The sequence below is a fragment of the Phreatobacter sp. GW821-FHT04C01 genome (genome assembly GCF_059420385.1).
Genome location: NZ_JBWKTP010000011.1, coordinates 62911 through 87475, shown reverse-complemented (window position 1 = coordinate 87475; position 24565 = coordinate 62911). Strand labels below are relative to the sequence as shown.

Sequence of the window (24565 nt, the reverse complement as noted above, 5' to 3'; positions counted from 1 at the left end):
GCTAACGACGCTTGTCCGCTCGCTTCGGGCCTTTGGGAACGCAAGGCCGGCCCGAACGGATCGAGCGATGGCGGGGCAGGGCGCTGAAACATAAGTTAGGCCATTCGCCAGAAGCTTCAATGCCGCAATTCCCCGGTAATCCTGCCCCGCGCTGAATGCGGCGCTGCGTTACTGGATTACCCGGCCTCGGCCTCTTTCAGATGCGCGAAGGCCGCCAGGGCCTGTTCACGAGCGCGTGGGTGGTCGACGATCGGCCTTGGATAAGTGGTGCCGAGCGACACGCCGGCGCCGGCGAGGACGGCCGGGCGCGCCGTCCAGGGCTGATAGAGGGCGTCTGCGGGAAGCCCGGCCAGTTCCGGGACCCAGCGGCGGACATAGTCGCCGGCCGGATCGAATTTCTGCGCCTGAGCCGTCGGGTTGAAGATGCGGAAGAACGGTGCCGCGTCGGCGCCCGACCCCGCGACCCATTGCCAGCTCGCGGCATTGCTGGCCGGATCGGCGTCGACCAGGGTGTCCCAGAACCAGGCTTCGCCCGCCCGCCAGTCGATCCGCAGATGCTTCACCAGGAACGAGGCCGCGACCATCCTGACGCGGTTGTGCATCCAGCCGGTGTGCCACAATTCGCGCATGCCGGCATCGACGATCGGAAAGCCGGTCAGGCCGCGCTGCCAGGCGGCGAGACGGGCGTGGTCGCTGACCCAGGGAAAATGGTCGAAGCGCTTCTGGATGTTGGCGCTGGCGAGATCCGGCTGGTGGTAGAGCAGGTGATAGGAGAATTCGCGCCAGCCGATCTCGGAGAGAAACTTGGCCTGCCCCCGCGGTCCGCGCTGCTCGGCCGCCATCTGGGTCGCATGCCAGAGCTGGACCGGCGAGATCTCGCCGAAACGCAGATGCGGCGACAGGCGCGAGGTGGCGGCGAGATCGGGCCGGTCGCGATCGCCGGCATAGGTCGCGAGCTGCTCGTCGAGAAAGTCCGCGAGCCGCGCTTTGGCGCCGGCCTCGCCCGGCTGCCAGGCCGGGGCGAAACCCGCGGCCCAGTTCGGCGACCGTGGCTCGAGGTTCCAGTCATCGAGGTTCTCGCTGGCGACGGGGCCATCGAAGCCACCGATCGCCGCCGGTTCCGGCAGTGCCGCGCGCGGCTCGCCCTTGGCCTGGTGCGCCTTCCAGAACGGCGTGAACACTTTCATCGGCTGGCCGGCCTGCGACTTCACCGTCCACGGCTCGCGCAGCAGGGTGGCCGAGAAGCTTTCGGCCACGATGTGATCGCCGGTCAGCGCCGTCTTGATGCCGGCATCAACCGCCATGGCGGCCGCTTCATAGCGGCGGTTCCAGGTCACCAGCTTGGCGCCAATTTCGCGGGCGAGCCGCGGCACCACCTCGGCGGCCGGCCCCGACCGCAGGATCAGCCGGCCTCCCTTGGCCGCGAGCGCCGCGGCAAGGTGCCGCAAGCTCTGCGCCAGCCACCAGCGCGCGGCGCCGCCGCGCCGACGCTGGCCGGCGTGGCCGTCATCGAAGACGAACAGCGCCAGCACCGGCCTGCCGGAGGCGAGCGCGTGACAAAGGGCGGGATTGTCGGCAAGCCGCAGATCGTCGCGGAACCAGACAAGGGCAGGGGCAGGCACGTTCGGCATGGATGTCATCCGCCAGTTTACGCGCCGCCGGCGCCGCTGGATCATCGCGTTCGGCCCGCCGTGGGCAGCGCTCGCGATGCTGCTGCAGCGGTCGCGTTCTTGCCACAACAAAAGACATGCCGGCATCGGCGAGATGGTCGCAAGCGCGTGATGGCGACGGGGGGCGTCGAGAGGAACGCGCGGCCTTGGTTGATGCCCTGGCATGCGGTCATCGGCACGGTCGGATCGGTGGTCCGCGGGGGGCCAGCCGCTCTATTCGCTTTCATTGGATTTCGTGCCAATTTCTCCGGGGACGCGGGGAATTGGCATGCAAGTGAAAGTTTCTCAGGGATTTTTCAGTTCCTACAAATCCATTGCTTCGGCCCTGCAGGTCTCTGGTGTTACGGCGATCGTCCTCGCAAGAGGAAACTACCTGGAGAACCTGACCATTTCGGGCGCGGTGGCGATCAAGGGAGAACCCGGAGCGGTCATCACCGGCGACCTGCTGATCCAGAACGGCGCCCAGGTGCGGCTGGAGGGAGTGGTCGTCAAGGGGCAGATATGGGTCATCGATCAGGCCGATGTGGCGATTGAGCGGATCGACCTGGAGAACATGGCCAAGCCGGCACTGAAGGTGGCGGGGGCGGCACGGGTCTCGGTCCGCAATCTGACGGCCCGATCTGGAAGCAATGTCGTTTATCTGACCGGCAGCGCAGGCGGCAATTTCACGGACTGCACGTTCGAGCGCCAGCCGCATGGCGAGCCGTTGCCGGCTTTCGCAATCGATGGTCGGGCCAAAGCGACGATGGTGAACTGCGTCGTGAAGGCATCGGATGGGCAAGCGATTTGGGCCGCTGAGAACGCGACCCTGTCATGTCGCGGTTCGACTGCCGATTCTTCCGAGGGCCAAGGAATCCATTGTTCCGCCAGTGCCTTGGTCGAACTGACGGAATGCAAGGTGTCTTCGAAAGGAGCGCCCGGTGCCCGGATTACCGATGATGCCAAGATAACGATCCGGAAAGGCAGGATCGAAACGGCAAACCCGGACCGATATGCGATCGACGCGGATGGCCGGTCGCTGCTTACGGTCGAGGGAACCGAGATATGGCATCCTTCGACATTCTCCACCTTGTTGAAGGAGGGCGCGAGCGCATCGCTTCGGGCCGCAGTCTTGAACGGTGGTCTCGTGCTTCTCGATACGGCGTCGGCAACTGTTGATTCAGTCAAAATAGAAACTTCGGGAACCGCCATAAAATCCTATAATAAATCAAATTTGAAATTGAATAATACTGTGTTAGATGGAAATAAGGCCGTCGACAAGCCGATCATTTGGCTTCTGGGCGACAGTTCTTCAAGTATCAAGAAATTGACGATAAATTCCGCGGCCGGCGTGGCGTTGTATGCGCAAGATCGGTCCTCTGGCGAGATCGAGGACTGCACGTTCCGCAATACCGCTACGTCTTCGATTCAGCTGCGCGACGACACATGTCTTACATTTAATAACTGCGTCGTCGAAAACGCCGGCGTCTACGCGGTCTGGGGGCAGGGGGGCTCATCGAAATTCGAGAGGTGCCGATTTCTGGAATCCAACGATATGGGTGTCGCCTTGTCGGGCGGCTCAACCCTTTCGTTCAAGAATTGCACCGTGTCCGGGTCGAAACAGTCGGGGTTTTTGATCTTCGAGCGCACCTTCGGATTTATTGAAAAGTGCACGGCGGAAAACAACCGCTATTTTGGAATTATCGTCGGCGACACGTCCGATCCATCCATTTCTCAGTGCACGGTCGAAAACAATGCTGGCGGCGGCATAATGCTGACCGGAAGTGCGGTTGGCCGGCTCGAGCGAAATATCGTTCGCGGCAACGGCGGCGACGAGCAGATCGTGGTGCTGGAGGAGGCGCAGCCCCGCCTTATCGACAATGTCACGTCCGCCAAGATACGCGCGACCGCCGCCAATGAGCCGGTCGCATCGCCGCCGCTTCCGGCCCCGGACGCCGCCCAGATCTCCGAGGCGCGGCAAGCTCTGGACGCGATGATCGGGCTTGAAAAGGTCAAGACCGCGATCTCGGAGCTCGCCGCCTTCGTCGAGGTCGCGGCGCAGCGCCGGCAGCTCGGTCTCGGCACAGCCGAGCTGCCGACCTTGCACAGCATGTTCCTCGGCAATCCCGGCACCGGCAAGACAACCGTGGCGCGCCTTTTCGGTTCGATCCTGAAGGCGCTCGGGGTCTTGTCGAAAGGCCATGTCGTGGAGGTCGATCGCAGCGATCTCGTCGGCGAGCATATTGGCGAGACTGCGCTGAAGACCCGAGGCAAGATCGCGGAGGCACTCGGCGGCGTGCTGTTCATCGACGAGGCCTATGCCCTGCGGCCTGATCCGAGCGACAATCGCGATTTCGGCCGGGAGGCCATCGATACGCTTCTCAAGCAAATGGAGGATCACCGGGGCGAATTCGTCGTCATCGTCGCCGGCTACAGCGCCAAGCTGCTCGATTTTCGCCAATCCAACCCGGGCCTGAAGGACCGGTTCGGCTATATGTTCACGTTCGAAGACTATTCGCCCGATGAACTGATGATCATTTTCCGGCAACGCATCGCAAAAGAGGGTTTCATCGTCGCTCCTGACGCGGAGGCGCTTGTCATCGAGGAGTTCCGGGGCTTGCATGCGCAGAGGGACGAGACCTTTTCCAATGCCCGCATGGTGCGCGGCCTCGTCGACAAGATCTCGGTCAATCATTCGCAGCGCATTGCGCGGGTGCAGGCAGCTCAGCGCACCAAGGAGATGCTGAGCAAGATCGATCGCGCCGACATCGAGCCACTGCTCAGGTTCGCCAGCGGCTTCCAGGCGACTGAAGAGATCGACGTCGTTCTGCGCGAGCTGAACGAGATGATCGGCCTGTCCGCGGTGAAGGACCAGATCGTCCGTATCGCAAACATCGTGGAAATGGCCCAGGAGCGGCGCCAGCTGGGGCTCGGCGGCATGTCCACGCCGGTGCTTCACAGCGTCTATCTGGGCAATCCCGGCACCGGCAAGACCACTGTCGCCCGCCTCATGGGCCGGGTCCTGAAGGCGCTCGGGGTGTTGGAGCGCGGGCACGTCGTCGAAGCCAAGCGGAACGATCTGGTCGCAGGCTATGTCGGCCAGACAGCCGAAAAAACGCGCAAGGCCATCGATGCCGCGATCGGCGGTGTCTTGTTTATCGATGAAGCCTATGCGCTCTCGAAACATGGGGGAGCCGGCAATGATTTCGGCCAGGAAGCGATCGAAACCCTGCTGACCGAGATGGAGAACAGGCGCAATGCCTTCGTCGTCATCGCGGCAGGTTATCCGGGGGCAATGCAGGGCTTTCTCGATTCCAATCCGGGGCTCCGGTCGCGTTTCGTCAACCAGCTCGTTTTCGAAGACTACAAGCCCGACGAGCTCGCGACGATCTTCACGGGTTTGGGCGAGGCGGAGGGCCTTTCGCTTTCGCCTGGGGCGCGTCTCAAGCTCCTGCGGGAATTGACCGCCGTCTACGACGCGCGGGGCGAAGCCTTCGCCAATGGACGCACGGCCAGGAATTTGTTTGATCGAACCACGGAAAATCTGGCGGCGCGTGCGATGAAGGTGCCGCGGGAAATGCGCACCGCGGCCTTGCTCACGACCATCGAGGATGTCGACATACCCGCTGGGTAAGTCGCCCCCGACATTCGGGAAATGTCGCCGCGCGCGCCCGGCGCCAGCCCATGGGACGGCGAGGCTCAGGCGTTCTGGCGGCGCGGCTCGACCAGCCGCCGCACCACCAGTTCGAACTGCCGTGCGAGCCTCATGGCGCCGACATCGATGAAACGGTGAAACGGATAGGCGGCGGCGACGGTCGCGATGAGGACGAGCGCGATCGCGAGCGTCGAGGCGACGCCATGGCCCCAAGGGATCGTTGCCAGGTAGGCGGCCGAGCCGAGCGAACACATGATCGGGAAATGCAGCAGATAGACGGAAAAGGATAACCGTCCCAGCAGGGCCGGAATGCGCGAGGCGAGCCAGCGCGCCAACCAGGCGGTCGAGATGGCCGCGAGGACGACGCAGACGGCTCCGAGGCAGTGCACGGATCGTTGCACGGGGACGACATTGCCGCCCAGGGCGTCGATGATCCATCGATAGGCGGCGTTGTCCTCGAAGCCGCCGAGATAGAGACCGACCGGAAGCGCCGCGGCCTTCAGAAGGTGCGGTACGCCGGCCGGGTCGATCCGGCCGAGCAGCGTGCCGGCGGCGAAACAGAGATAGAAGGGCAGGTTGGCCTTTCCGGTCAGCACGATGGCCGCGAAAGTCCCGATGGCGAAGACCACCCAGCCGATCCGGCGCTCCTTCATGGCGAAGGCGAAGGCCAGATAGGACCCGATGAGTTCGATCGGCATGGTCCAGAGGGGCGAGTTCAGGGCGCTGCCGTGGAGCAGGGCGCCATAACTTGCTTCACGCAGCGCGGTGCCGATGGTGAGGCTGTCGGGATAATAGCCCGCCAGCCATGTCGAGTTGCTCAGCGCCGCGGCCGGCACATTGCGCATCAGCCCCGCGCCGAAGATCGCATAGGCAAACAGGACCGAGGCCGCGATGGGGATCGCCAGGCGCGGGACCCTGCGGATCGCCCGCGATATCAGCACCTGGGCGTCGCCGGTCTGGCTGTAGAGCCTGGTCAGGACGAGCCCGCTCAAGACGAAGAAGATGCAGACGGAGAAGCTGCCGTTGACCAGGGCGTTGAGCGGCGGCCATTCGAACGGCAGCAGGGGCCACCCGATCTCCGGCCAGGTCGCCTGCATTTGCGGATAGACGTCCTTGAACAGGCCCGGCTCGAAGGCGAACAGGGCGTGCGACAGGACGACGGCCAGTGCCGCGACGCCACGCAGCCCCTCCAGGGCGACCATGCGTTCCGAGACAAGTCCGGGCGAGCCGGGTTGAGTCATTGTCGATCCTGCCGGCATGGCGCGGCGGCGAACTGATCTGCGGCGAAGACAGCAGACAGCGCGACGAGCCTAGCCCGGATTGCGTGCCTCGGCTATGGCCGCTCCGAACGGTGCAGGGGCGCCCATGACGAAGCCCTGGTCAATGACGGCCTGCCGCCGCCGAGCGGCAGGGTGGGCGCCTTTGCCGAAAGACTCGAGCCCGACCTTGACGATCAGCCACAGGTTCGCGGGGCCGATGCGCCGAGCGCTCGCCTGTCGCTTCGTTCCGGTGGTCAGACAATTCCGCGCGCCATCAGGCGTTCGATGTCGGCGGGGGAGAGATCGAGCAGGCCGCCATAGATTTCGCCGTTGTGCTCGCCCGGCATCGGCACCCGCGTGTCGTGGCCGACCGCCGCGCCGCTGAACTTCAGCGGAAAGCCGGCTGCCAGCGGACCGGCCGCCGCGGGCAGGCTGGGATTGCGCACCGGCTGGAACATGCCGCGCTCGCGCAAATGATCCCAGGTCACGACCTCGTCGATGGTGCGGATCGGCCCGCAGGTGATACCGGCCTGGTCGAGAGCGGCGATGATCGCCGCGGTCGATCGAGTCTTGGTCCAGGTTGCGACGACCGCATCGACCTTGCCGTTGTTCTCGATGCGCCAGCCGGGATCCATGAAGTCGGGCGACGCCGTCAGGTCCTCGCGCCCCATGATCTTCAGAAGCTTGATCCAGTCGGCGGCGGTGCCGGCGCCGATCGCCACCGATCCGTCGACGGTCGGATAGGTGTTGAAGGGCGAGAACCGGGCGATCCGGTTGCCCTGGCGATGGTCAAGGCCCAGCGCGTCATAACATTCGAAGGGCTCGTCGAAGATCAGCGAGACCAGGCAATCGGCCATCGAGACATCGATGAACTGGCCCTGGCCGGTGGCATGACGCTGGTGGAGGGCGCCGAGAATGCCGGCGAGCGCGAACGTGCCGGCAATGCCGTCGGACAGGGAGGCCCCGGTCTTGCTCGGCACGCCTGAGGGATCGCCGGTAATGCTCATCATGCCGGTGGCGGCCTGGATCATGAGGTCGAAAGCCCCACGGTGCCGCTCCGGCCCGGTGGATCCATAACCGGTGATGGAACAATAGATCAGCCGCGGATTGACCGCCCTGAGCGTCGCATAATCGATCTTCAGGCGGGAGGTGACGCCGACCTTGAAGTTCTCCACCAGGACATCGGCCTCGCGGACGAGGCGCAGCAGGAGTTCGCGTCCCTCGGCAGCCTTGAGGTCGAGCGAAATGGATTTCTTGCCGCGCGCCCGCTTGAGATAGGCGATGCCGAGGTCATCTGCGGACCGGCGGTCGAATGTGACGCCCTCGGCGCCGAAAAAGGGCGGCGCACCGAAGGTCGGGTCGCCGCCGCGAGGCTCGTCGATCTTGATGACTTCCGCGCCCATACCGGCCAGGAACAGGGTGGCCTGGGGGCCGGACAGGAACCGGCTCAGATCCAGGACGCGAACGCCGGCCAGGATGGCTGCCTTGCCCTGGTCGGCCGCGGCGTCCCGCGCCTCGTGCGGCCTATCGGCCGGGTGGTTTTCGGTGCCCAAGTCGAACTCCCGCGAGTGCTTGTCCGCGCAACCCTCGCGGGGCGGGGGCCCCTCGTCCAATACCCTTTAGGTCCGGTTCGATATCTCCCGCGAATGCCTCGCGGCGCCGGTTTCTGCTAGCCTTGGCCGATGAACATCGAACTGAGACATATCCGCTATTTCGTCGCGGTGGCGGAGGAGCTGCATTTCGGCAAGGCCGCCGACCGGCTGGGCATCTCGCAACCGCCGCTGAGCCAGCAGATCCTGGCGCTGGAACGCGAAATCGGCGCGCGCCTGCTGGAGCGCTCCAATCGCCGGGTCGAACTGACCGAGGCCGGCAAGCTGTTCCTCAAGGAGGCGACCGAGATCCTCGGCAAGGTCGACAGCGCCGCGACGCTCGCCGGCCGCCTGCACCGGGGCCAGATCGGCGAGGTCAGGATCGGCTTCTTCGGTTCGGCGCCCTTCATCGACGCCTTTCAGCGGCTGATCTTCGATTTCCGCAAGCGGCATCCCCAGGTCAATCTCGTGCTGCAGGAAATGCCGAGCTATCAGCAGGTCGATGCGATCCTGGACGGTCGGCTCGATGTCGGTTTCGTCCGGCCGCTGGAGCCGCAGCCGGCGTCGATCGATTCGGTCGAGATCTGGCGCGAGCCGCTCATGGTGGTGCTGCGCTCCGACCATCCGCTGGCCGCCGAAGACCGGGATCTGGCGGTGGCCGACCTCGCCGCGGAGCCGCTTGTGCTCTATGCCGGCTCGATCGGCAGCGGACTGTATCAGAAGGTGGCGGACCTTTGCCGCGACGCCGGCTTTTCGCCCAATATCGCGCAGGAAGCCAATGCCACCCCGACCATGATGGGGTTGGTGGCGGCCGGCATCGGCATTTCCATTCTTCCGGCTTCGCTCGAACGACTGTCGTTCGAGGGCCTGCGTTTCCGGCCCTTGCGCGATGCCAAGGCGCAGACCGCCGTCTGGCTGGTCAAGCGCGGCGACGACCGCTCGACGCTGGTGCGCAACCTGTTCCAAGCGGCCGCCGCCTTGACCAAGGCGGGCAATGGTCGGCGATCGGACAGCACGGCGCGAGGCGGGTGAGTTCCGCTGCATCAAGATCGCGGCCTGTTGACCTCACGGCGTGTGGGGCCAAGGCGCGGCTCCTGCGGCCGGCCGATCCAGCGCTCATCGCCCGAAGGATAACGCTGGTCCTGGCCGGGCCTGTCCCGACCATCCACGACGTCAGCCTCGCCGCGCCGCTCCAGTCAAGAGCCATGCTTGCCTTGCGGCTGTATTAGCCGGCATCCCGCAGCGATGGATCCTTGACGAACACCTTCTGCGCGTGAAGCTCGGAGATCTCGGTCTCGGACAGGCCGAATTCCCTGAGAATCTCGGCATTGTGCTGGCCGAGCCGTGCCGCGGCGAGATGCTCCGGGGCCTGCCAGGCGGAGAAGCGGGCGGGCATGCCGGGAATCCTGAAGGCGCCGAGCAGCGGGTCGGCCACGGGGCGCACGGTGCCGCGCTCGCGCAGGTGCGCGAGTTCGATGACCTCGTCGAGAGCGAGCACCGGGGCTGATGGAATGCGCTGCGTCTCGAGCGCGGCGAGGCAGGCCTCGCGCGTTCCCGTCCTTGCCAGCCAGCCTTCCAGGATGTCCTTCAGCTGGCCGTTGTTCTTGCGCCGCGCGCTGGCGCTGGCGAAGCGTGGATCGTCCAGCAGTTCGGGCATCTGCATCGCCTTGACGAGCTGCGGCCATTGGTGCGCCAGCGACATCAGCGTGATGTATTGCCCGTCGCCGCACCGGAAGATGCCGGTCGGTCCGCCGTCCGGATGCTGCGAGCCGGTTCTTTGCTGGACGTAGCGGCCGCCGAGCATGGAGACCCGCGGAATGCTCGCCTCGTGCATGTGGAAATAGGTGTCGAGCAAGGTGCTTTCGACGTGCTGGCCTTGGCCGGTGCGCTCGCGGTGGAACAGCGCGGCGGCGATCGCCATGGCCGCGGAGACGCCGGTGGAGACGTCGCCGATCGCCATGGTCACCATGGCCGGGCTGCCGTCGGGATCGCCGATCATGCCGGTGACGCCGGCATAGGCCTGGCCGATATAGTCGTAACCCGGCTTCTCGCTGAGCGCGCCGGTCTGGCCGGCAAAGGATATCGAGCACATGACAAGGCGCGGATTGATCGCGTTCAGCGCCTCATAGGACAAGCCGGCCCGCGCCATCACGCCCGGGCTGAAATTCTCCACCAGCACATCGGCCTGGCCGATCATCGCCTTGAGGATGTCGCGGGCGGCCTGGCTCTTGAAGTCGAGCGCGATGCCGCGCTTGGAATGGTTGTGCTGAAAGAAATAGGTGCTGTGCGGAGCGGCATCGGCCGGCGCGTCCTTCGCTTTGACGCCCTGCACGCGCGAGCGGTCGCCGAAGGGCGCCAGTTCCACCTTGATCACGTCCGCCCCCATCTCGGCGAGCAGCCGCGAGGCGGTGGGGCCGGCGACAAACTGGGTCAGGTCGATGACTTTGATCCCCGAAAGCATCGGTCGCGCGCCGCTTGTCATGTCGTCTTCCCGTTGACGTCCGGCATCATTGCCTCGACTGCCGGGATATCCAGCGTCCGGCCAGGGGTCCAATACCGATGACGTCTTCATTGAGACGGCCGGCGACCTGTAACGGCCCTTCCAAGTCGTTCGGCGACTGAAACATGTCATCGATCGTCTTGGACGGCATTCCGGGCGTCCCCTACCGTCGGCCCATCCAACGAGGACGCCGCCCGGGGAGGGGACGCTTGATCAGGCTCTATTTCTGGCCGACCCCGAACGGCTACCGGATCTCGATCCTGCTCGAGGAGCTGGGACTGCCTTATGCCGTCGAGCCCGTGCATATCGGCAAGGGCGAGCAGTTCGCCGCCGATTTTCTCGCCATCAGTCCAAACAACAAGATCCCCGCCATCGTCGATCCCGAGGGGCCTGATGGAAAGCCCTGCGCGCTGTTCGAATCCGCGGCGATCATGCTGTATCTGGCGGAGAAGGCGGGCTTCCGCTTTCTGCCGCAGGCCGCCGCCGCGCGCTTCGACGTGATTCAGTGGCTGACATTCCAGGCCGCCAGCATGGCGCCGATGCTGGGGCAGGCCCACCACTTCCGGAAATATGCGCCGGAGCAGCTGCCCTACGCCATCGACCGCTACACGGCGGAAGCCGGGCGGCTCTACCGCGTCATGGAGAAGCGGCTGTCGAGCCACGACTACCTGGCGGGCGACTATTCGATCGCCGACATGGCAGCCTATCCCTGGCTGCGCGCCCATGCTTGGCAAGGCCAGACACTCGACGATTATCCGGCGATCCAGCGCTGGTACGCCGCGGTGCGGCAGCGCCCGGCGGTGCAGCGCGGCCTCGCGGTGCTGGGCGAGCGGCTCCGGAAGAACAAGGCGCCGCCCACCGGGGCTGCCTGGAACAACCTGTTCGGCAGCAACCAATTCTCGGACAAGCCGGCCGCCCAGGACGGCGAGGCTGCCCGCTGATCACGACTCTGGAGTTTTCGCCATGACCAAGACCATCGAGTTCTATTGGGACCTCGGCAGCACCAACAGCTATTTCGCCCTTCACCTGATCAAGCCGGTTGCCGCCAGGCACGGAGCGACGATCGTGCCGAGGCCGTTCAATCTCGGCCACGTCTTCCGCAAGCAGTCCTACGTCCTGATGGAGGAGCCGAAGGTCAAGCTCAGGGCGCGCAAGACCGATCTGATGCGCTGGGCCAGGCGCTACGACCTGCCGTTCCGCATGCCGGCCAAGTTTCCGATGAAGACCAGCCCGGCGCTGCGCGGCGCGCTCGCCATGCGCCGCTTCGGCAAGGAATGGGCCTTCATGGAGGCGATTTTCGCCGCCTATTGGGAACGCAACGACGCCTCCGTCGGCGAGGTCGAGGGGTTGAAGCCGATCGCGGCGGGACTGGGGGTCGATGTCGAGACATTCGCCCGGCTGGTCGAATCCGACGAGATCCGCGACGCGCTGGCTGCCGAAACCGACGAGGGGCTCGCGCGGGGCGTCTTCGGTGCCCCGACCTTTTTCGTCGGCGACGAGATGTTCTGGGGCAAGGACCGGATGGAGTTCATCGACGACGAACTGACATCGCCGTCGCCGCCGCGCGTGCCGCGCCAGCCCGCCGCCGCGAGCGCCTGAGCCGCGACCGGAGAAGGCCGTAGCGGCCCCAGGCGATCGTCGCGCGGATTGTCCGCGCGCCAATTGTCCGCGCGCCAATTGCCGGCGCGCCATGAGACGACGTCGAAGCAAGGCGGCGCAGACCGCCCTCGAGGAAACATCACGGGAGAATGACATGAAACGAAGCTTGGCCGCGGCGGTCGTCGCCATGGTCTCGGGAACCTGCGCGATCGCGGCGCCCGATGCCTATCCATCGCAGCCGATCGCCTTTCTCGTGCCCTATGCGGCGGGTGGGCCGACCGATACGGTCGCGCGCCTGCTCGCCGAGGCCATGGGGCGGCGGCTCGGCGGGCGGATCATCGTCGAGAACGTCGCCGGCGCCGGCGGCACGCTCGGATCCGGGCGCGTCGCAAAGGCCGAGCCCAACGGTTCCATGCTGCTGTTGAACCATATCGGCATGGCGACCAGCGTGGTTCTCTATCCGAACGCCAGCTATGACCCGGTGGCCGCCTTCGATCCGATCGGCCTGATCGTCGATGTGCCGATGACCCTGGTAGGGCGGGCGAGCCTGGAGCCCAATTCGCTCGCCGAACTGGTGTCGTTCGTCCGGCGCGGCGAGGGCCGCAGCACCTATGCCCATGCCGGCCCGGGCACCGCCTCGCATCTCTGCGGCACGATGTTCCTGGCGGCGACGCATATGACGGCGACGGCGGTGCCCTATCGCGGCACCGGTCCCGCCATGTCGGATCTCGTCGGCGGCCAGGTCGATTTCATGTGCGACCAGACCACCAACACGACGACCTTCATCCGAAGCGGCCATGTGAAGGCCTATGTGACGACCAGGGCCGCGCGCATTCCGACCTTGCCCGAGGTGCCGAGCGCCCCCGAAACCGGCTTCGCCACATTGGACCTCAGCATCTGGCATGGCCTCTATGCGCCCAAGGGCACGCCGCCCGAGATCCGGCGGAAGCTCGAGGCCGCTCTTGCCGCGGCCCTCGACGATCCCGCGCTGATCGCCCGGTTCGCTGAACTCGGCGGCATCGTGGTCGCGCCGGCCGAGCGCACGCCGGCGGCGCTGAGCACCAAGCTCGCCGCGGAAATCGCGCGCTGGCGGGGCGTGCTGGCACCGGCGCAATAGCGGGCCGCGCCATTCCGATGACGGCAAGAGAGCCGGCCGGCAACGGCCGGCCTTCGACGTTTGTGTGGGAACCACAACTCTTCACCTCTCCCCGGCGGGGAGAGGTAAAGAGCGGTGGTCCCAGTGCGCGCCTCAAGCTCCGACGGAGGCCGCGCGAGGCACCCGAAAGGCGCGGATTTGCGAGATGTGTGTGAACGCAGGCGCAAACGGGTGAAGGTCTACGCGCGTCAACCGTCGTCCGCGCCGCCTCAGGATGTGGCTGGCCGCGGCACCGGCCGGGTAAGCCCCATGACAGCGCTTCCCGCCATCGCCGTTTTCGCGCAACAAAAAAGGCGGAACGGACATTCGTCCGCTCCGCCTTTAAATTGGCTCCCCGGGCCGGATTCGAACCAGCGACCAACCGGTTAACAGCCGGTTGCTCTACCGCTGAGCTACCGAGGATCATCGCTTTCGCGAGTGAGCGGCGCGAATAACACAGGTCCCTCACGATTGCCAAGTGGCAAAGATGACGTGAAAGGATGGCGGGAGCGTGGCTACCGACTTGTCCCCAGGCCAACCGCAGGGCAGGAGCGGGTTTCGCCGGCTTTCGGCTGTCTTTTCGAAGGAAAAAAATGTGTCCGCCAGCGCCCCGACGACACTGACGGTCCTTGGCCGGCGTTTTCGGTTGCCGGACCGGCCCTGGCGCAGGCGCCTGCTGGGCTGGGCCTTCATTGCCGGCGGCGTGTTCAGCGCCTTGCCCGTCCTCGGTCCGTGGATGTTTCCGGTGGGACTGGCGATTCTGTCGGTCGACAGCCCGTTCTTCCGCCGCATGCGCCGGCGGCTGACCATCCGGATCGGCCGGCGCTGGCCGAAGCTGAACGCCTGGCTCAAGGGCCCGCGGGCCTGACCGGCCCGGGCGTCGGCGCCTCAGCCGCCGGGCGCGCCCTGGGTGTTGACGTAAAGCGCATAGATCGACTGGCTCGCCGCCATGAAGAGCCGGTTGCGCGAACGCCCGCCGAAACAGACATTGGCGCAGCGTTCGGGCAGCCGAACGCGGCCGATCAGCTTGCCGTCCGGGTTGAACACGTGAACGCCGTCGAGCTCGTCGCTGCCCATGCCCCAGCCGCACCAGAGGTTGCCGTCGATATCGCAGCGAAAGCCGTCGGGCGTTCCAGGACCGGCATCGATGAAGGTGCGCTGGTTGGCCAGCGTCGATCCGCCGACCACGTCATAGGCGAGAATCAGGCGGTTCGGCACGGCGCGCGAGGCGACCAGATAGAGCCTGGTCTCGTCCGGTGAAAAGCACAGGCCGTTGGGGCCGGCGATGCCGGTGGCCACCGCCCGCGTTTCGCCGGTGGCCGGGTCGAAGCGGTAGACGTTCTGCGGCGATTCGGGTTCGGCCTGGAAACCCTCGTAATTGCCGGCAATGCCGAAGGGCGGGTCGGTGAACCAGACCGAGCCGTCGGATTTGACCACGACGTCGTTCGGCGAATTCAGCCGCTTGCCCTCGAAGCGGTCGACCAGCACGGTGACGGTGCCGTCATATTCGGTGCGGGTGACGCGCCGGCCGCCATGCTCGCAGGTGACGAGCCGGCCCTGGCGGTCGCGGGTATTGCCATTGGCGTGGTCGGAGGGTTTGCGGAACACCGAGACGGCGCCGGTCTCCTCGTCCCAGCGGATGATCCGGTTGTTCGGAATGTCGCTGCACAGGAGATAGCGTCCGTCGCCGAACCAGACCGGTCCCTCGGCCCAGCGCAAACCGGTGGCGAGCCGTTCCACGGCCGCGCTGAAGATGCGGTATCTGGCAAAGCTCGGGTCGAGAATCTCGACGGCCGGGTCGGGATAGCGCTGGCTCGGCTGCCACATGGGGCGGTCCTTCCGACATCTGCGTGCTGCAAGGAGAGGGGCGGGCGTCAGGCGCCGGCGCGATCTTGCCCCTTGGGGCACGGCGAAAGCAATGCGCGGAACGCGCCGCGGCCGCCCGCGCAAGGCGCAGGGCGCATGCCCGTCCCACGGGGGCGATCACCATGACAGGATCGGAAGAAGGTGGAGGCCTCGCCCGGAATCGAACCGGGGTGCAAGGATTTGCAGTCCTCTGCGTAACCACTCCGCCACGAGGCCGTCCGGGATACTCGCCGGGCGAACCCGGCGCGGAGTGGGCTCGCTCTAGCACGCTGATCCGGGCACCGCAACCGAGCCCGTGACGGCTTCGCGCACGAGAACGCGCGCGATCTTCCTGACCTTGCAATCCGACCGTCTCCCCCGCTAAAGACGGGGCCGAGGCGGGTTTGAACCGCCGTAATCCGAGGATTTCGCGATGATCGATTTTGCGCGCGCTCGCCGGACCATGGTCGACACGCAGATTCGCGTGAACGATGTGACCGATGCGCGCATCATCGAGGCGCTGCTGTCGGTGCCGCGCGAGGCCTTCGTCCCCGAGGCGCGCCGCGAGCTCGCCTATATCGACGACGACGTGGCGGTGAACGAGGCGGCCCCGGGCAAGCCTGCGCGCTACCTGATCGAGCTGATGGTGCTGGCCAAGATGGTTCACGCCGCGGCGATCGGGCCCGACGACGCCGTGCTCGATATCGGCGTCGCCACCGGCTATTCCAGCGCCGTGCTGGCCAGGCTGGCGGCCAGCGTCGTCGCCCTGGAAGAGGACGAGGCTCTGGTCGCGGCCGCGCGCCAGGCGCTCGCGTCAGCGGGCAATGTCACCGTCGTCGCCGGCGCGCTCGCGCAAGGCGCGGCGCAGCAGGGGCCCTATGACGCCATTCTGCTGGAAGGCGTCGTCGAGGTGGTGCCCGAGGCGCTGCTCAGCCAGTTGAAGGACGGCGGCCGCCTGGTCGCGGTGGTCGGTGCCGGGCGCGCGGCGAAATGCCTCGCCCACACGCGAATCGGCAACGAGATCAGCGCGCGGCCGATCTTCGACGCGGCCATTCCACCCTTGCCGGGTTTCGCGGCTGTGCGTGGTTTCGTGTTTTAGTCGCATGAAGTGTGGCATTCGGGCCCCACTTCCTGTCTAATCGGCCCCATATCGAATCCGGGGCTTTCTTCGCCGTCCCGGAGCAGTTATCCCTTTATCCATAAGGTGCCCTGGGTCTTGGCGGATCGTCCAGGGTAACGCCACGAAGCAGGTGTTACATATGACCGGAGCCACGTTTACTCGTGTCGGCTCTGCGGCGGCTCTCACCGTCGCGATTCTCGCCCCGCTATTGTCGCCCGTCTCCGCGCGGGCTCAATCCATCGATCAGACGCTGATCCAGGCCTACCGGAACAATCCCGATCTGAATGCCGCCCGCGCCGGCGTCAGGGTGGCCAATGAAGGCGTGCCTGCGGCCCTGTCGGGTTATCGCCCGTCGGTGACCGCGACCCTCACGGCCGCCGGGCAATATGCCGATGCCGGCTCGGGTGCGAACGGACGGACCGGCGCACCGGCCTTCAACAGCGTCACGCGCTCCTTCGCGCGCTCGGCGACGCTGACCGCGACACAGCCGCTCTTCGACGGCAATCGTACGGTCAACAGCGTCCGCCAGGCCGACCAGAACGTGCTGGTCGCACGCGAGACCCTGCGCAACAGCGAGCAGACCGTCCTGCTGGCCTCCTCGACCGCGCATATGAACGTGCTGCGCGACCAGGCGACGCTCGACCTGCGCAAGCGCGCGGTGGAAGTGTTTCGCGAGCAGCTCCGGGCGACCCGTGACCGCTTCGCCGTGGGCGAGGTGACGCGCACCGACGTGGCTCTGGCCGAATCGGCGCTTCAGGGCGCGATCGCGACCGAAAGCCAGGCGCAGTCCGATCTCGCCAATTCCCGTTCGGTCTATGTCCAGCAGGTCGGCGTTCAGCCCGGCCGGCTGACACCGGCGCGGACCGTCGAACGGCTGCTGCCGCGTCAGCTGGAAGCGGCGATCATCGCCGGCCAGTCCGAGCATCCCGCGGTTCGCGGCGCGCGCTACGGCGCGGATGCCTCGCTCCTGCAGGTGCGCATCGCCGAATCGGCGCTCTATCCGACGGTCGGCCTGAGTGCGAGCCTGTTTCAGGGTGCGGAACAGTCGACCGGCGGTCAGGTGACCTCCGCCAGCATCGGCGCCACGCTGACCATTCCGATCTTCGCCAATGGCGGCCGCGACTACGCGACCATCCGCGGTGCCAAGGAAGCCTATGGCCAGCGCCGGATCCAGATCGAAACGGCGACCGCCAGCGTGCGTCAGGCCGTGGTCCAGTCCTGGGCGGCGCTCGAGGCGGCGCGGGCCCAGATCCAGGCCGCGGAAGTGCAGGTGAGTGCCCAGACGATTGCCGTCAACGGCATTCGCGAGGAATACAAGGTCGGCCAGCGCACCATCATCGACGTGCTGAACGCCACGCAGAACCTGTTCCAGGCCCGGGTTGCCCTGGTCCAGGCGCAGCGTGACCGGGTCGTTCTGTCCTATTCGGTGCTGGCGGGCATGGGGCGCCTGAATGCCCCGCGGCTGGCCTTGCGCACCGAGATCTTCGACCCGACGCAGCACTACCAGCAGGTCCGCGACCTCTGGCTCGGCGTGCGCACTCCCGACGGACGGTAAGCGCGCAAGTCGCGCTTTCCACCGTCTTTTCTTCGGCCCATCTTGGTTGTGGATCGTCAATCGCGCGATTAGCCCTGACTGCTGCCTCGGTGCATAGTTCCCCCAGTTGATTCGTGGTGATTCTCCCGTTCCCGAAGGGAGACGACTTGATCCCACGGTGTGAGTACAAGGGGGTGGACGGGGATGTCGCAGGCAGCGAAGGCTAACGAACCGTCAATGGAAGAGATCCTGGCGTCGATCCGCCGGATCATCGCGGATGACGAGCCGCCGAAGCCGGCACCGCCCAAGGTCGCAGCCGTCTCGCCGCCACCACCGCCGCCGCCCGCACCCAAGGCCGAGGAAGCGCCGAAATCGCAGGACGACATCGACGCCCTGCTGGCCGGCTTCGACGCGATGGAGGCCGAGCCCGAGCCGGCTCCCGCGCCCGCTCCGCCACCACCTCCGCCCGCACCTCCGGCGCCCGCACCGGTGGCGGTGAAGCCGGTCAAGGTCGCCGAGCCCGATATTCTCGAACTGAGCAAGGACGACGCCGTCGTCGAAGCGGTCGGCATGATCAAGCCGATCTCCCGGCGCGCCGACGTCGAGTTCATGGAAATGGCCGAGCCGCAGCGGCCGGCGCCATCGTTCGGCGGGCCCGTCGCGTCGCTGCCGGCCTCCGATCCGTTGCTGTCGTCCCAGGCCCATGCGGCGGTCGGGGCGGCTTTCGGTTCGCTCGCCAACACGATCCTGTCGAACAATTCACGGACCATCGAGGATCTGGTCAAGGACATGCTTCGGCCGATGCTCAAGACCTGGCTCGACGACAATCTGCCGCAACTGGTCGAGCGGCTGGTGCGGGCCGAGATCGAGCGCGTCTCGCGCGGCACGCCGCCGCGCTGAGAGAGGCGAGGGAAAAGCGCCGATAAATCGACCCTCCGCCAAAGGGAGAGGGGTTTCTTCGCTCACGCCGGCTTGGTGCGGGCGAGGCCGGCGCGGAACCAGAAGACGAGAGCCGGCAGCAGGACCGCGGCGCCCGCGAACAAGGGCGGCGCGCCGACATGGTCGTAGATCAGGCTGCAAAGCGCCACGCCGGCGGTCTGTCCGGCGAAGAAAAAGAAGGCGAAGGTGGCGATGCCGGCGCCGCGCGAGTCCGGGGTCATCTGGGTCGCATTGGTCTGCAGGGGATTGTGCAGCAGCACGAAACCGAAGCCGCCGACCGCGATGGCGGTGGCCACCAGCCAGAGCGGCGGGCTGAGCGCCAGCAGGCCGAAACTGACGGCAAGGAACACCGAGGCCATGCCGAGCACGCTGCGTTCGCCGAAACGGCCGAGCAGGAACGGCGCCGACCAGGAATAGGCGGCGGCGCCCGCCGCGCTCAGTGCGGTCATCGCGCCGATCGCGGTGTAGCTGATATTGTAGACGTGGCGAAGGTGGGCGCCGACAAAGGTGAAGGTGCCGTAGAACAGCACGGCCTCGATCGCCACGGCGCTCAGCACCACGCGCGCATAGGGAATGTTGCGCAGCGCCAGCATCTGGGCGAGCGAGCCGCGCACGCCGCCCGGAGGCGCCGGCGACCGGCGTGACAGGACCGGGTTGGTGCGCTGCTGGATCGCCAGCACGGTTCCCGCCGACAGCAGGAACAGGCCGGCCATGACGAACACCGATTGCCAGCCGAGCGCGTCGGCCAGCACGCCGCCGATGGCTTGGCCGCTGATCGCGCCGAAGCTGGTGAAGATCATGTAGCGCGCCAGCACCGCCTGGCGCTGGGCAAAGGGAATGGTGTCGCCGATGAAGGCGATGCAGTTGGGAATGATCGCCGCGCCGGTGAGACCGGCGAGGAAGCGCAGGATCGAGATCTGTTCGAGGCTCGTCGTGAAGGCGCAGCCGAAGGTGAACAGGCCGCTGAGAATGGCGCCCAGCGCCACCATGCGGACCTTGCCGTAGCGATCGCCGAGCGGACCGGTCAAAAGCTGGAAGCCGCCATAGGAGACGGCATAGGCGGTGATGACGATGGCAGCCTTGCCGGGCGTCGTGTCGAAGGCGTGGGCAAGCGTCGGCAGGAGCGGATCGCAGAAGCGAAGCGCCGCCGAAGAGGCGAAGGACGCGGCGCCGAGCAGGAACAGCGCGCGCCACGGAACCGTGTCCGCCTCGACTTCTTCGACTGCCGCTATTGTCATGCCTCAAGCTATGCGGCCGGCGGTTGCGTTGCGGCAAGTCGCACCGGCGCATGGCAGAAATGTTGACAGAGCGCGTTTCGGCCGGCTTTGTGCGCTCCCCATATCAAGCCAAGCGATCAATCGAAAAGCGCCATGCTCGAGAAGACCTATACGCCGAAGGATATCGAAGCCCGCATGTGGGCTGCCTGGGAGAAGGCCGAGGCCTTCCGGGCCGGCCGCCCCGAGCGCGCGGGCGCCGACCCCTTCTGCATCGTCATCCCGCCGCCGAACGTGACGGGCTCGCTGCATATGGGCCACGCGCTGAACAACACGCTGCAGGACGTGCTGTGCCGCTATGAGCGCATGCGCGGCAAGGACGTGTTGTGGCAGCCGGGCACCGATCATGCGGGCATCGCGACCCAGATGGTGGTCGAGCGCAAGCTTGCCAGCGAGAACAAGACGTCGCGGCGCAGCATGGGGCGCGAGGCCTTCCTGAAAGAGGTCTGGGCCTGGAAAGAGGAATCCGGCGACACCATCGTCAACCAGCTGAAGCGGCTGGGCGCGTCCTGCGACTGGTCGCGCGAGCGCTTCACCATGGACGAGGGCCTGTCCAAGGCCGTGCTCAAGGTGTTCGTCGATCTCTACCGGCAGGGCCTGATCTACAAGGACAAGCGGCTGGTCAACTGGGACCCGAAGCTGCTCACCGCCATTTCCGACCTGGAGGTGGTGCAGACCGAAACGCGCGGCAAGCTCTGGTATTTCGACTATCCGCTGGCCGATGACCCCGACGTCAAGGTGACGGTCGCCACCACCCGGCCGGAGACCATGCTGGGCGACACCGCGGTGGCGGTGCATCCGGACGACGAGCGCTGGAAGCCCTATGTCGGCAAGATGGTGCGCCTGCCGCTGGTCGGCCGGCTGATTCCGATCGTCGCCGACGACTATTCCGATCCGGAAAAGGGGTCGGGCGCGGTGAAGGTCACGCCGGCCCACGACTTCAACGATTTCGAGGTCGGCAAGCGCCACAACCTGCGCCAGATCAATATCTTCAGCGTCGAGGCAAGTCTTGCGCTCGCCGGCAACGAGGATTTCCTCGACGGGGCGGAGGGCGCCGATCTCGACGCCGTGCTCGCGCTCGACGGTCTCGACCGTTTCGAGGCGCGCAAGCGCATCGTCGCGATGATGGAGGAGCGCGGCCTGCTCGCCAAGATCGAGGACCATATGCACACCGTGCCACATGGCGATCGCGGCGGCGTGCCGGTGGAGCCGTTCCTGACCGACCAGTGGTATGTCGACGCCAAGACGCTGGCGAAGGAGCCGATCGCCGCGGTGCGTGACGGCCGTACCGTCTTCGTGCCGAAGAACTGGGAAAAGACCTTTTTCGAGTGGATGGAGAACATCCAGCCCTGGTGCGTGTCGCGCCAGCTCTGGTGGGGCCATCAGATCCCGGCCTGGTACGGGCCGGACGGCAAGGTTTTCGTCGCGCTCAGCGAAGAGGAAGCGCTGGCCTCGGCCGAGGAACATTACGGGGCTCGCACCGCGCTGACCCGCGACGAGGACGTGCTCGACACCTGGTTTTCGTCGGCGCTCTGGCCGTTCTCGACGCTCGGCTGGCCCGACGAGACCAAGGAGCTGAAGCGCTACTACCAGACCGACGTGCTGGTGACCGGCTTCGACATCATCTTCTTCTGGGTCGCCCGGATGATGATGCAGGGCCTGCACTTCATGAAGGAGACGCCGTTCCACACGGTCTATATCCACGCGCTCGTCCGCGACGAGAAGGGCGCGAAGATGTCGAAGTCCAAGGGCAATGTCATCGACCCCCTGGACCTCATCGACCAGTTCGGCGCCGACGCGCTGCGCTTCACCCTGACCGCCATGGCGGCCCAGGGGCGCGACATCAAGCTCGCCACCAACCGGGTCGAAGGCTATCGCAATTTCGCGACCAAGCTGTGGAACGCCGCGCGCTTCTGCGAGATGAACGAATGCCAGCGGGTCGCCGGCTTCGATCCGGCGCGCGTGCGCTCGACGCTCGCCCAGTGGATCGTCGGCGAGACCGCCAAGGCGATCGCCGAGACCGAGGCCGCGATCCAGACCTACAAGTTCAACGAGGCGGCCAACGCGGTCTATCGCTTCGTCTGGAACGTGTTCTGCGACTGGTTCCTGGAATTCGCCAAGCCGGTGTTCACCGGCGCCGACGAAGAGGCCAAGGCCGAAATCCGGGCCACGACGGCCTGGACGCTGGAGCAGATCCTCAAATTGCTGCACCCCTTCATGCCCTTCATCACCGAGGAGCTGTGGGGCGTGACCGGCGAGGTGGGACCGGCGCGTGACGGCGTGCTGGCGCTCGCCGAATGGCCCGGCTTCGCCGGCCTGGAGAATGGCGAGGCGGAAGCCGAGATCGGCTGGCTGGTCGATACCATCCAGGCGATCCGCTCGGTGCGCGCCGAAATGAACGTGGCTCCGGGCGCCCAGGTGCCCCTGGCGCTGGTCGCCGTGTCCGATCAGACCAAGGACCGGGCAAAGCGTTACGGCGATCTCCTGAACCGGCTGGCGCGGCTTTCCGAGGTCAGCGCGGTCGAGGCCGCGCCCAAGGGCTCGATCCAGCTGGTGGTGCGCGGCGAGACCATCGCGCTGCCGCTCGCCGGCATCGTCGACGTCGCGGCCGAGACGGTGCGCCTCGGCAAGGCGCTGAAGGAGGCCGACAGCGATATCGCGCGCTGCGACGCCAAGCTCAACAATACCAACTTCATGGCGCGTGCGGCCGAAGAGGTGGTCGAGGAGCAGCGCGAGAAGCGCGAGGAGGCGGTCGAGCGCAAGGCCAAGGTGGAAGCGGCCCTCGTGCGGCTGAAAGACGTGGCCTGAGGTCATGGCCCGTCGCCCGGTGAAACGGTCGGCCTGGGGCGCGCGAGCGCCCTTTGGCGACCCCTCCGGGGCAAAGGGCCTGTGGGCGCCGTTCAGCCGGGCGCCAGCCCACCGGCACGTCCGTTACCGGCTGGTGCTGCCGGGCTGGCGCGGGCGCGAATTCTCGGTCGCCTTCCTGTCGGACCTGCATCTGGGGTCGCATACCGGCGATCTCGCCCGGCTCGCAGCCATCCTGGCCGAGGTCGAGGCGAGCCGCCCCGACATGGTGCTGCTCGGCGGCGACCATATGAACATGATGGCGTTCGGCGGCGGGCGTATCCCGCCCGAGACCATTGCCGGCGCGCTGAAGTCCGTGTCGGCGCCGATGGCGACGGTGCTCGGCAATCATGACTGGGAATATGGGCTGGAGGCCGTGGCCGACGCTTTCGAGGCGGCCGGCATCGCGGTTCTGGAAAACCGCACGCTGACCATTCCGGTCGACGGCATGGCGGTCAGGATCGTCGGCCTCGCCGACGATATTCACGGCGAGCCGCAGGCGGCCCTGGTCGGTGCCGCACCGGGCCCCGAGATCGTCGTCTCGCACGATCCGGGCGTGATCGTGGACCTGCCCGACGGCTGCGTTCTGCTCGCCGGCCATGTCCATGCCGGCCAGATCCGGATTCCCGGCCTGCCGGTGCTGCATATGCCGGCGAGCCGGATCCCGCGTGCCATGGCCCATGGCCATCACCGGATCGGCCGACGGCACCTGATCGTCAGTGCCGGCCTCGGTTGCAGCGGCCTGCCGCTGCGATTGTTCGCGCCGCCGGAAGTGGTGACGGTGGTGTTTACGGCGGAGAGCCCGGCATGAGCTGGCTCCGGCGCGGCCTCAAGGCGGTCGCGCTGGGCCTCGCCTGTCTCGCCGGCGTCATCGTCGTGCTGACGCTCGTTTCGGCACACCGGGCCGATCCGGCGCTCTATCCGCCGAAGCCGGACCAGCCGTCGACGCTCGTGCACGTCGTTTCCCATGGCTGGCATTCCGGCATTGCCCTGTCACGCGCGGCGCTGAAGGCTGCGGCGGAGCGGCAGGGCCTGAGCAAGCTCGCCGCCGTGCTGGACCGCTTCGGCGCCTTTCCGGTTCTGGAGATCGGCTGGGGTGACGAGCGCTTCTACCAGGAGACGCCGACGGTCGCCGACGTCAATGTCAAAAGTGCGCTGCGGGCGCTGTTCCAGCCGGGCAATACGGCGGTGCTGCATGTGGTTGGGCTCGACCGGGCGGCGCCTGAGGTGTTCCGCCGTTCCGACATCTTGGGCGTCCGGCTGTCCGAGGCGGGGCTCGACCGGCTGGCCCGCTATTTCGATGCCGCGATCGCCCCCGATGCCGAGGGCCGGCCGCGCGAGATAGGGCAGGGGCTCTACGGCCCCAGCCTGTTTTATGCCGCGACCGGCACCTTCTCGGTGCTGCAGGTCTGCAACCATTGGGTCGGCCGAGGCCTGGGCGAGGCGGGCCTTCCCTATGCCTGGCTGCCGGCGATCCATCCGAAAGGGCTGTTCGCCGACCTGGAGTGGCGCGCCGGCGCCTTGCCGCTGCCCGCGCCCTGACACGGCAGGGCGTTCGCGCCCGTCTCGACAATCGGTGCTTTTCAGTACCGGGTCCGAAGTTTGTCCCGTTCGAGATTTCGC

At 66.5% G+C, this 24565-nt stretch carries 19 protein-coding genes and 2 tRNA genes; 13 read left to right on the top strand and 8 right to left on the bottom strand.

Going from position 1 to position 24565, the window contains the following annotated elements:
* Positions 1-176: 176 nt before the first annotated feature.
* Positions 177-1631 carry a cryptochrome/photolyase family protein gene (locus tag AC07WJ_RS30960; protein WP_494938572.1) on the bottom strand — a complete coding sequence of 485 codons (1455 nt, stop codon included), beginning with the start codon at positions 1629-1631 and terminating at the stop codon, positions 177-179.
* Here AC07WJ_RS30960 and AC07WJ_RS30955 point away from each other — a divergent pair.
* Both AC07WJ_RS30955 and AC07WJ_RS30950 read left to right on the top strand, forming a co-directional pair.
* The gene (locus AC07WJ_RS30955; protein WP_494938571.1) at positions 1630-1782 is read left to right on the top strand and encodes a hypothetical protein; all 153 of its coding nucleotides are present in this window, start codon (positions 1630-1632) and stop codon (positions 1780-1782) included. The genes AC07WJ_RS30960 and AC07WJ_RS30955 overlap by 2 nt on opposite strands.
* A gap of 156 nt (positions 1783-1938) precedes the next feature.
* On the top strand, positions 1939-5283 hold the full coding sequence (locus AC07WJ_RS30950; protein ID WP_494938570.1) for a right-handed parallel beta-helix repeat-containing protein: 3345 nt from the start codon (positions 1939-1941) through the stop codon (positions 5281-5283).
* Positions 5284-5348: 65 nt separating this feature from the next.
* Here AC07WJ_RS30950 and AC07WJ_RS30945 read toward each other — a convergent pair whose 3' ends face one another.
* Complete coding sequence (locus AC07WJ_RS30945; protein ID WP_494938569.1) at positions 5349-6545, bottom strand: acyltransferase family protein; 1197 nt, start codon at positions 6543-6545, stop codon at positions 5349-5351.
* 272 nt (positions 6546-6817) lie between these two features.
* Positions 6818-8116, bottom strand: coding sequence for a CaiB/BaiF CoA transferase family protein (locus AC07WJ_RS30940; protein ID WP_494938568.1), 1299 nt, complete (start codon positions 8114-8116; stop codon positions 6818-6820).
* A gap of 129 nt (positions 8117-8245) precedes the next feature.
* Here AC07WJ_RS30940 and AC07WJ_RS30935 point away from each other — a divergent pair, with 129 nt between their 5' ends.
* A complete protein-coding gene (locus AC07WJ_RS30935; RefSeq protein WP_494938567.1) occupies positions 8246-9184 on the top strand; it encodes a LysR family transcriptional regulator in 939 nt (312 codons plus the stop codon).
* 193 nt (positions 9185-9377) lie between these two features.
* Here the strand turns inward: AC07WJ_RS30935 and AC07WJ_RS30930 are convergent, their stop codons facing one another.
* The gene (locus AC07WJ_RS30930) at positions 9378-10613 is read right to left on the bottom strand and encodes a CaiB/BaiF CoA transferase family protein (RefSeq protein WP_494938566.1); all 1236 of its coding nucleotides are present in this window, start codon (positions 10611-10613) and stop codon (positions 9378-9380) included.
* A 248-nt stretch (positions 10614-10861) separates the two neighbouring features.
* On the opposite strand from AC07WJ_RS30930, the gene AC07WJ_RS30925 reads away from it, so the two are divergent.
* The 3 genes from AC07WJ_RS30925 (at position 10862) to AC07WJ_RS30915 (ending at position 13368) form a co-directional block, all read left to right on the top strand.
* Complete coding sequence (locus tag AC07WJ_RS30925; RefSeq protein WP_494938565.1) at positions 10862-11593, top strand: glutathione S-transferase family protein; 732 nt, start codon at positions 10862-10864, stop codon at positions 11591-11593.
* Positions 11594-11615: 22 nt separating this feature from the next.
* The gene (locus AC07WJ_RS30920) at positions 11616-12251 is read left to right on the top strand and encodes a 2-hydroxychromene-2-carboxylate isomerase (protein ID WP_494938564.1); all 636 of its coding nucleotides are present in this window, start codon (positions 11616-11618) and stop codon (positions 12249-12251) included.
* Positions 12252-12405: 154 nt separating this feature from the next.
* Entirely contained in the window at positions 12406-13368 is a 963-nt protein-coding gene (locus AC07WJ_RS30915) for a tripartite tricarboxylate transporter substrate-binding protein (RefSeq protein WP_494938563.1), read from the top strand.
* A 366-nt stretch (positions 13369-13734) separates the two neighbouring features.
* Here AC07WJ_RS30915 and AC07WJ_RS30910 read toward each other — a convergent pair.
* Positions 13735-13809, bottom strand: a tRNA-Asn gene (locus tag AC07WJ_RS30910).
* A 172-nt stretch (positions 13810-13981) separates the two neighbouring features.
* On the opposite strand from AC07WJ_RS30910, the gene AC07WJ_RS30905 reads away from it, so the two are divergent.
* Positions 13982-14254 carry a hypothetical protein gene (locus tag AC07WJ_RS30905; RefSeq protein WP_494938562.1) on the top strand — a complete coding sequence of 91 codons (273 nt, stop codon included), beginning with the start codon at positions 13982-13984 and terminating at the stop codon, positions 14252-14254.
* A 20-nt stretch (positions 14255-14274) separates the two neighbouring features.
* Here the strand turns inward: AC07WJ_RS30905 and AC07WJ_RS30900 are convergent, their stop codons facing one another.
* Positions 14275-15213 (bottom strand): SMP-30/gluconolactonase/LRE family protein, encoded by a 939-nt coding sequence (locus AC07WJ_RS30900; protein WP_494938561.1) that lies wholly within the window; start codon positions 15211-15213, stop codon positions 14275-14277.
* A 181-nt stretch (positions 15214-15394) separates the two neighbouring features.
* Positions 15395-15468 (bottom strand) — tRNA-Cys (locus tag AC07WJ_RS30895).
* 196 nt (positions 15469-15664) lie between these two features.
* Here AC07WJ_RS30895 and AC07WJ_RS30890 point away from each other — a divergent pair.
* The 3 genes from AC07WJ_RS30890 to AC07WJ_RS30880 all read left to right on the top strand — a co-directional run bounded on the left by AC07WJ_RS30890 (position 15665) and on the right by AC07WJ_RS30880 (position 18785).
* Positions 15665-16330, top strand: coding sequence for a protein-L-isoaspartate O-methyltransferase family protein (locus tag AC07WJ_RS30890; protein WP_494938560.1), 666 nt, complete (start codon positions 15665-15667; stop codon positions 16328-16330).
* 160 nt (positions 16331-16490) lie between these two features.
* Positions 16491-17906 carry a TolC family outer membrane protein gene (locus AC07WJ_RS30885; protein WP_494938559.1) on the top strand — a complete coding sequence of 472 codons (1416 nt, stop codon included), beginning with the start codon at positions 16491-16493 and terminating at the stop codon, positions 17904-17906.
* A 183-nt stretch (positions 17907-18089) separates the two neighbouring features.
* Complete coding sequence (locus AC07WJ_RS30880; protein WP_494938558.1) at positions 18090-18785, top strand: PopZ family protein; 696 nt, start codon at positions 18090-18092, stop codon at positions 18783-18785.
* Between the two features lie 62 nt (positions 18786-18847).
* Here AC07WJ_RS30880 and AC07WJ_RS30875 read toward each other — a convergent pair whose 3' ends face one another.
* Positions 18848-20062: an MFS transporter gene (locus tag AC07WJ_RS30875; RefSeq protein WP_494938557.1), complete on the bottom strand. Its 1215-nt coding sequence runs from the start codon at positions 20060-20062 to the stop codon at positions 18848-18850.
* 132 nt (positions 20063-20194) lie between these two features.
* On the opposite strand from AC07WJ_RS30875, the gene AC07WJ_RS30870 reads away from it, so the two are divergent.
* Genes AC07WJ_RS30870 through AC07WJ_RS30860 form a run of 3 tightly spaced genes read left to right on the top strand, consistent with a single transcriptional unit; the run spans position 20195 to position 24484 of the window.
* Positions 20195-22906, top strand: a complete 2712-nt coding sequence (locus AC07WJ_RS30870) for a valine--tRNA ligase (RefSeq protein ID WP_494938556.1) — start codon at positions 20195-20197, stop codon at positions 22904-22906.
* A 4-nt stretch (positions 22907-22910) separates the two neighbouring features.
* A complete protein-coding gene (locus AC07WJ_RS30865) occupies positions 22911-23753 on the top strand; it encodes a metallophosphoesterase (protein ID WP_494938555.1) in 843 nt (280 codons plus the stop codon).
* Positions 23750-24484 (top strand): DUF2459 domain-containing protein, encoded by a 735-nt coding sequence (locus AC07WJ_RS30860; RefSeq protein WP_494938554.1) that lies wholly within the window; start codon positions 23750-23752, stop codon positions 24482-24484. Before AC07WJ_RS30865 ends, AC07WJ_RS30860 begins: the two co-directional genes overlap by 4 nt.
* Positions 24485-24565: the final 81 nt, after the last annotated feature.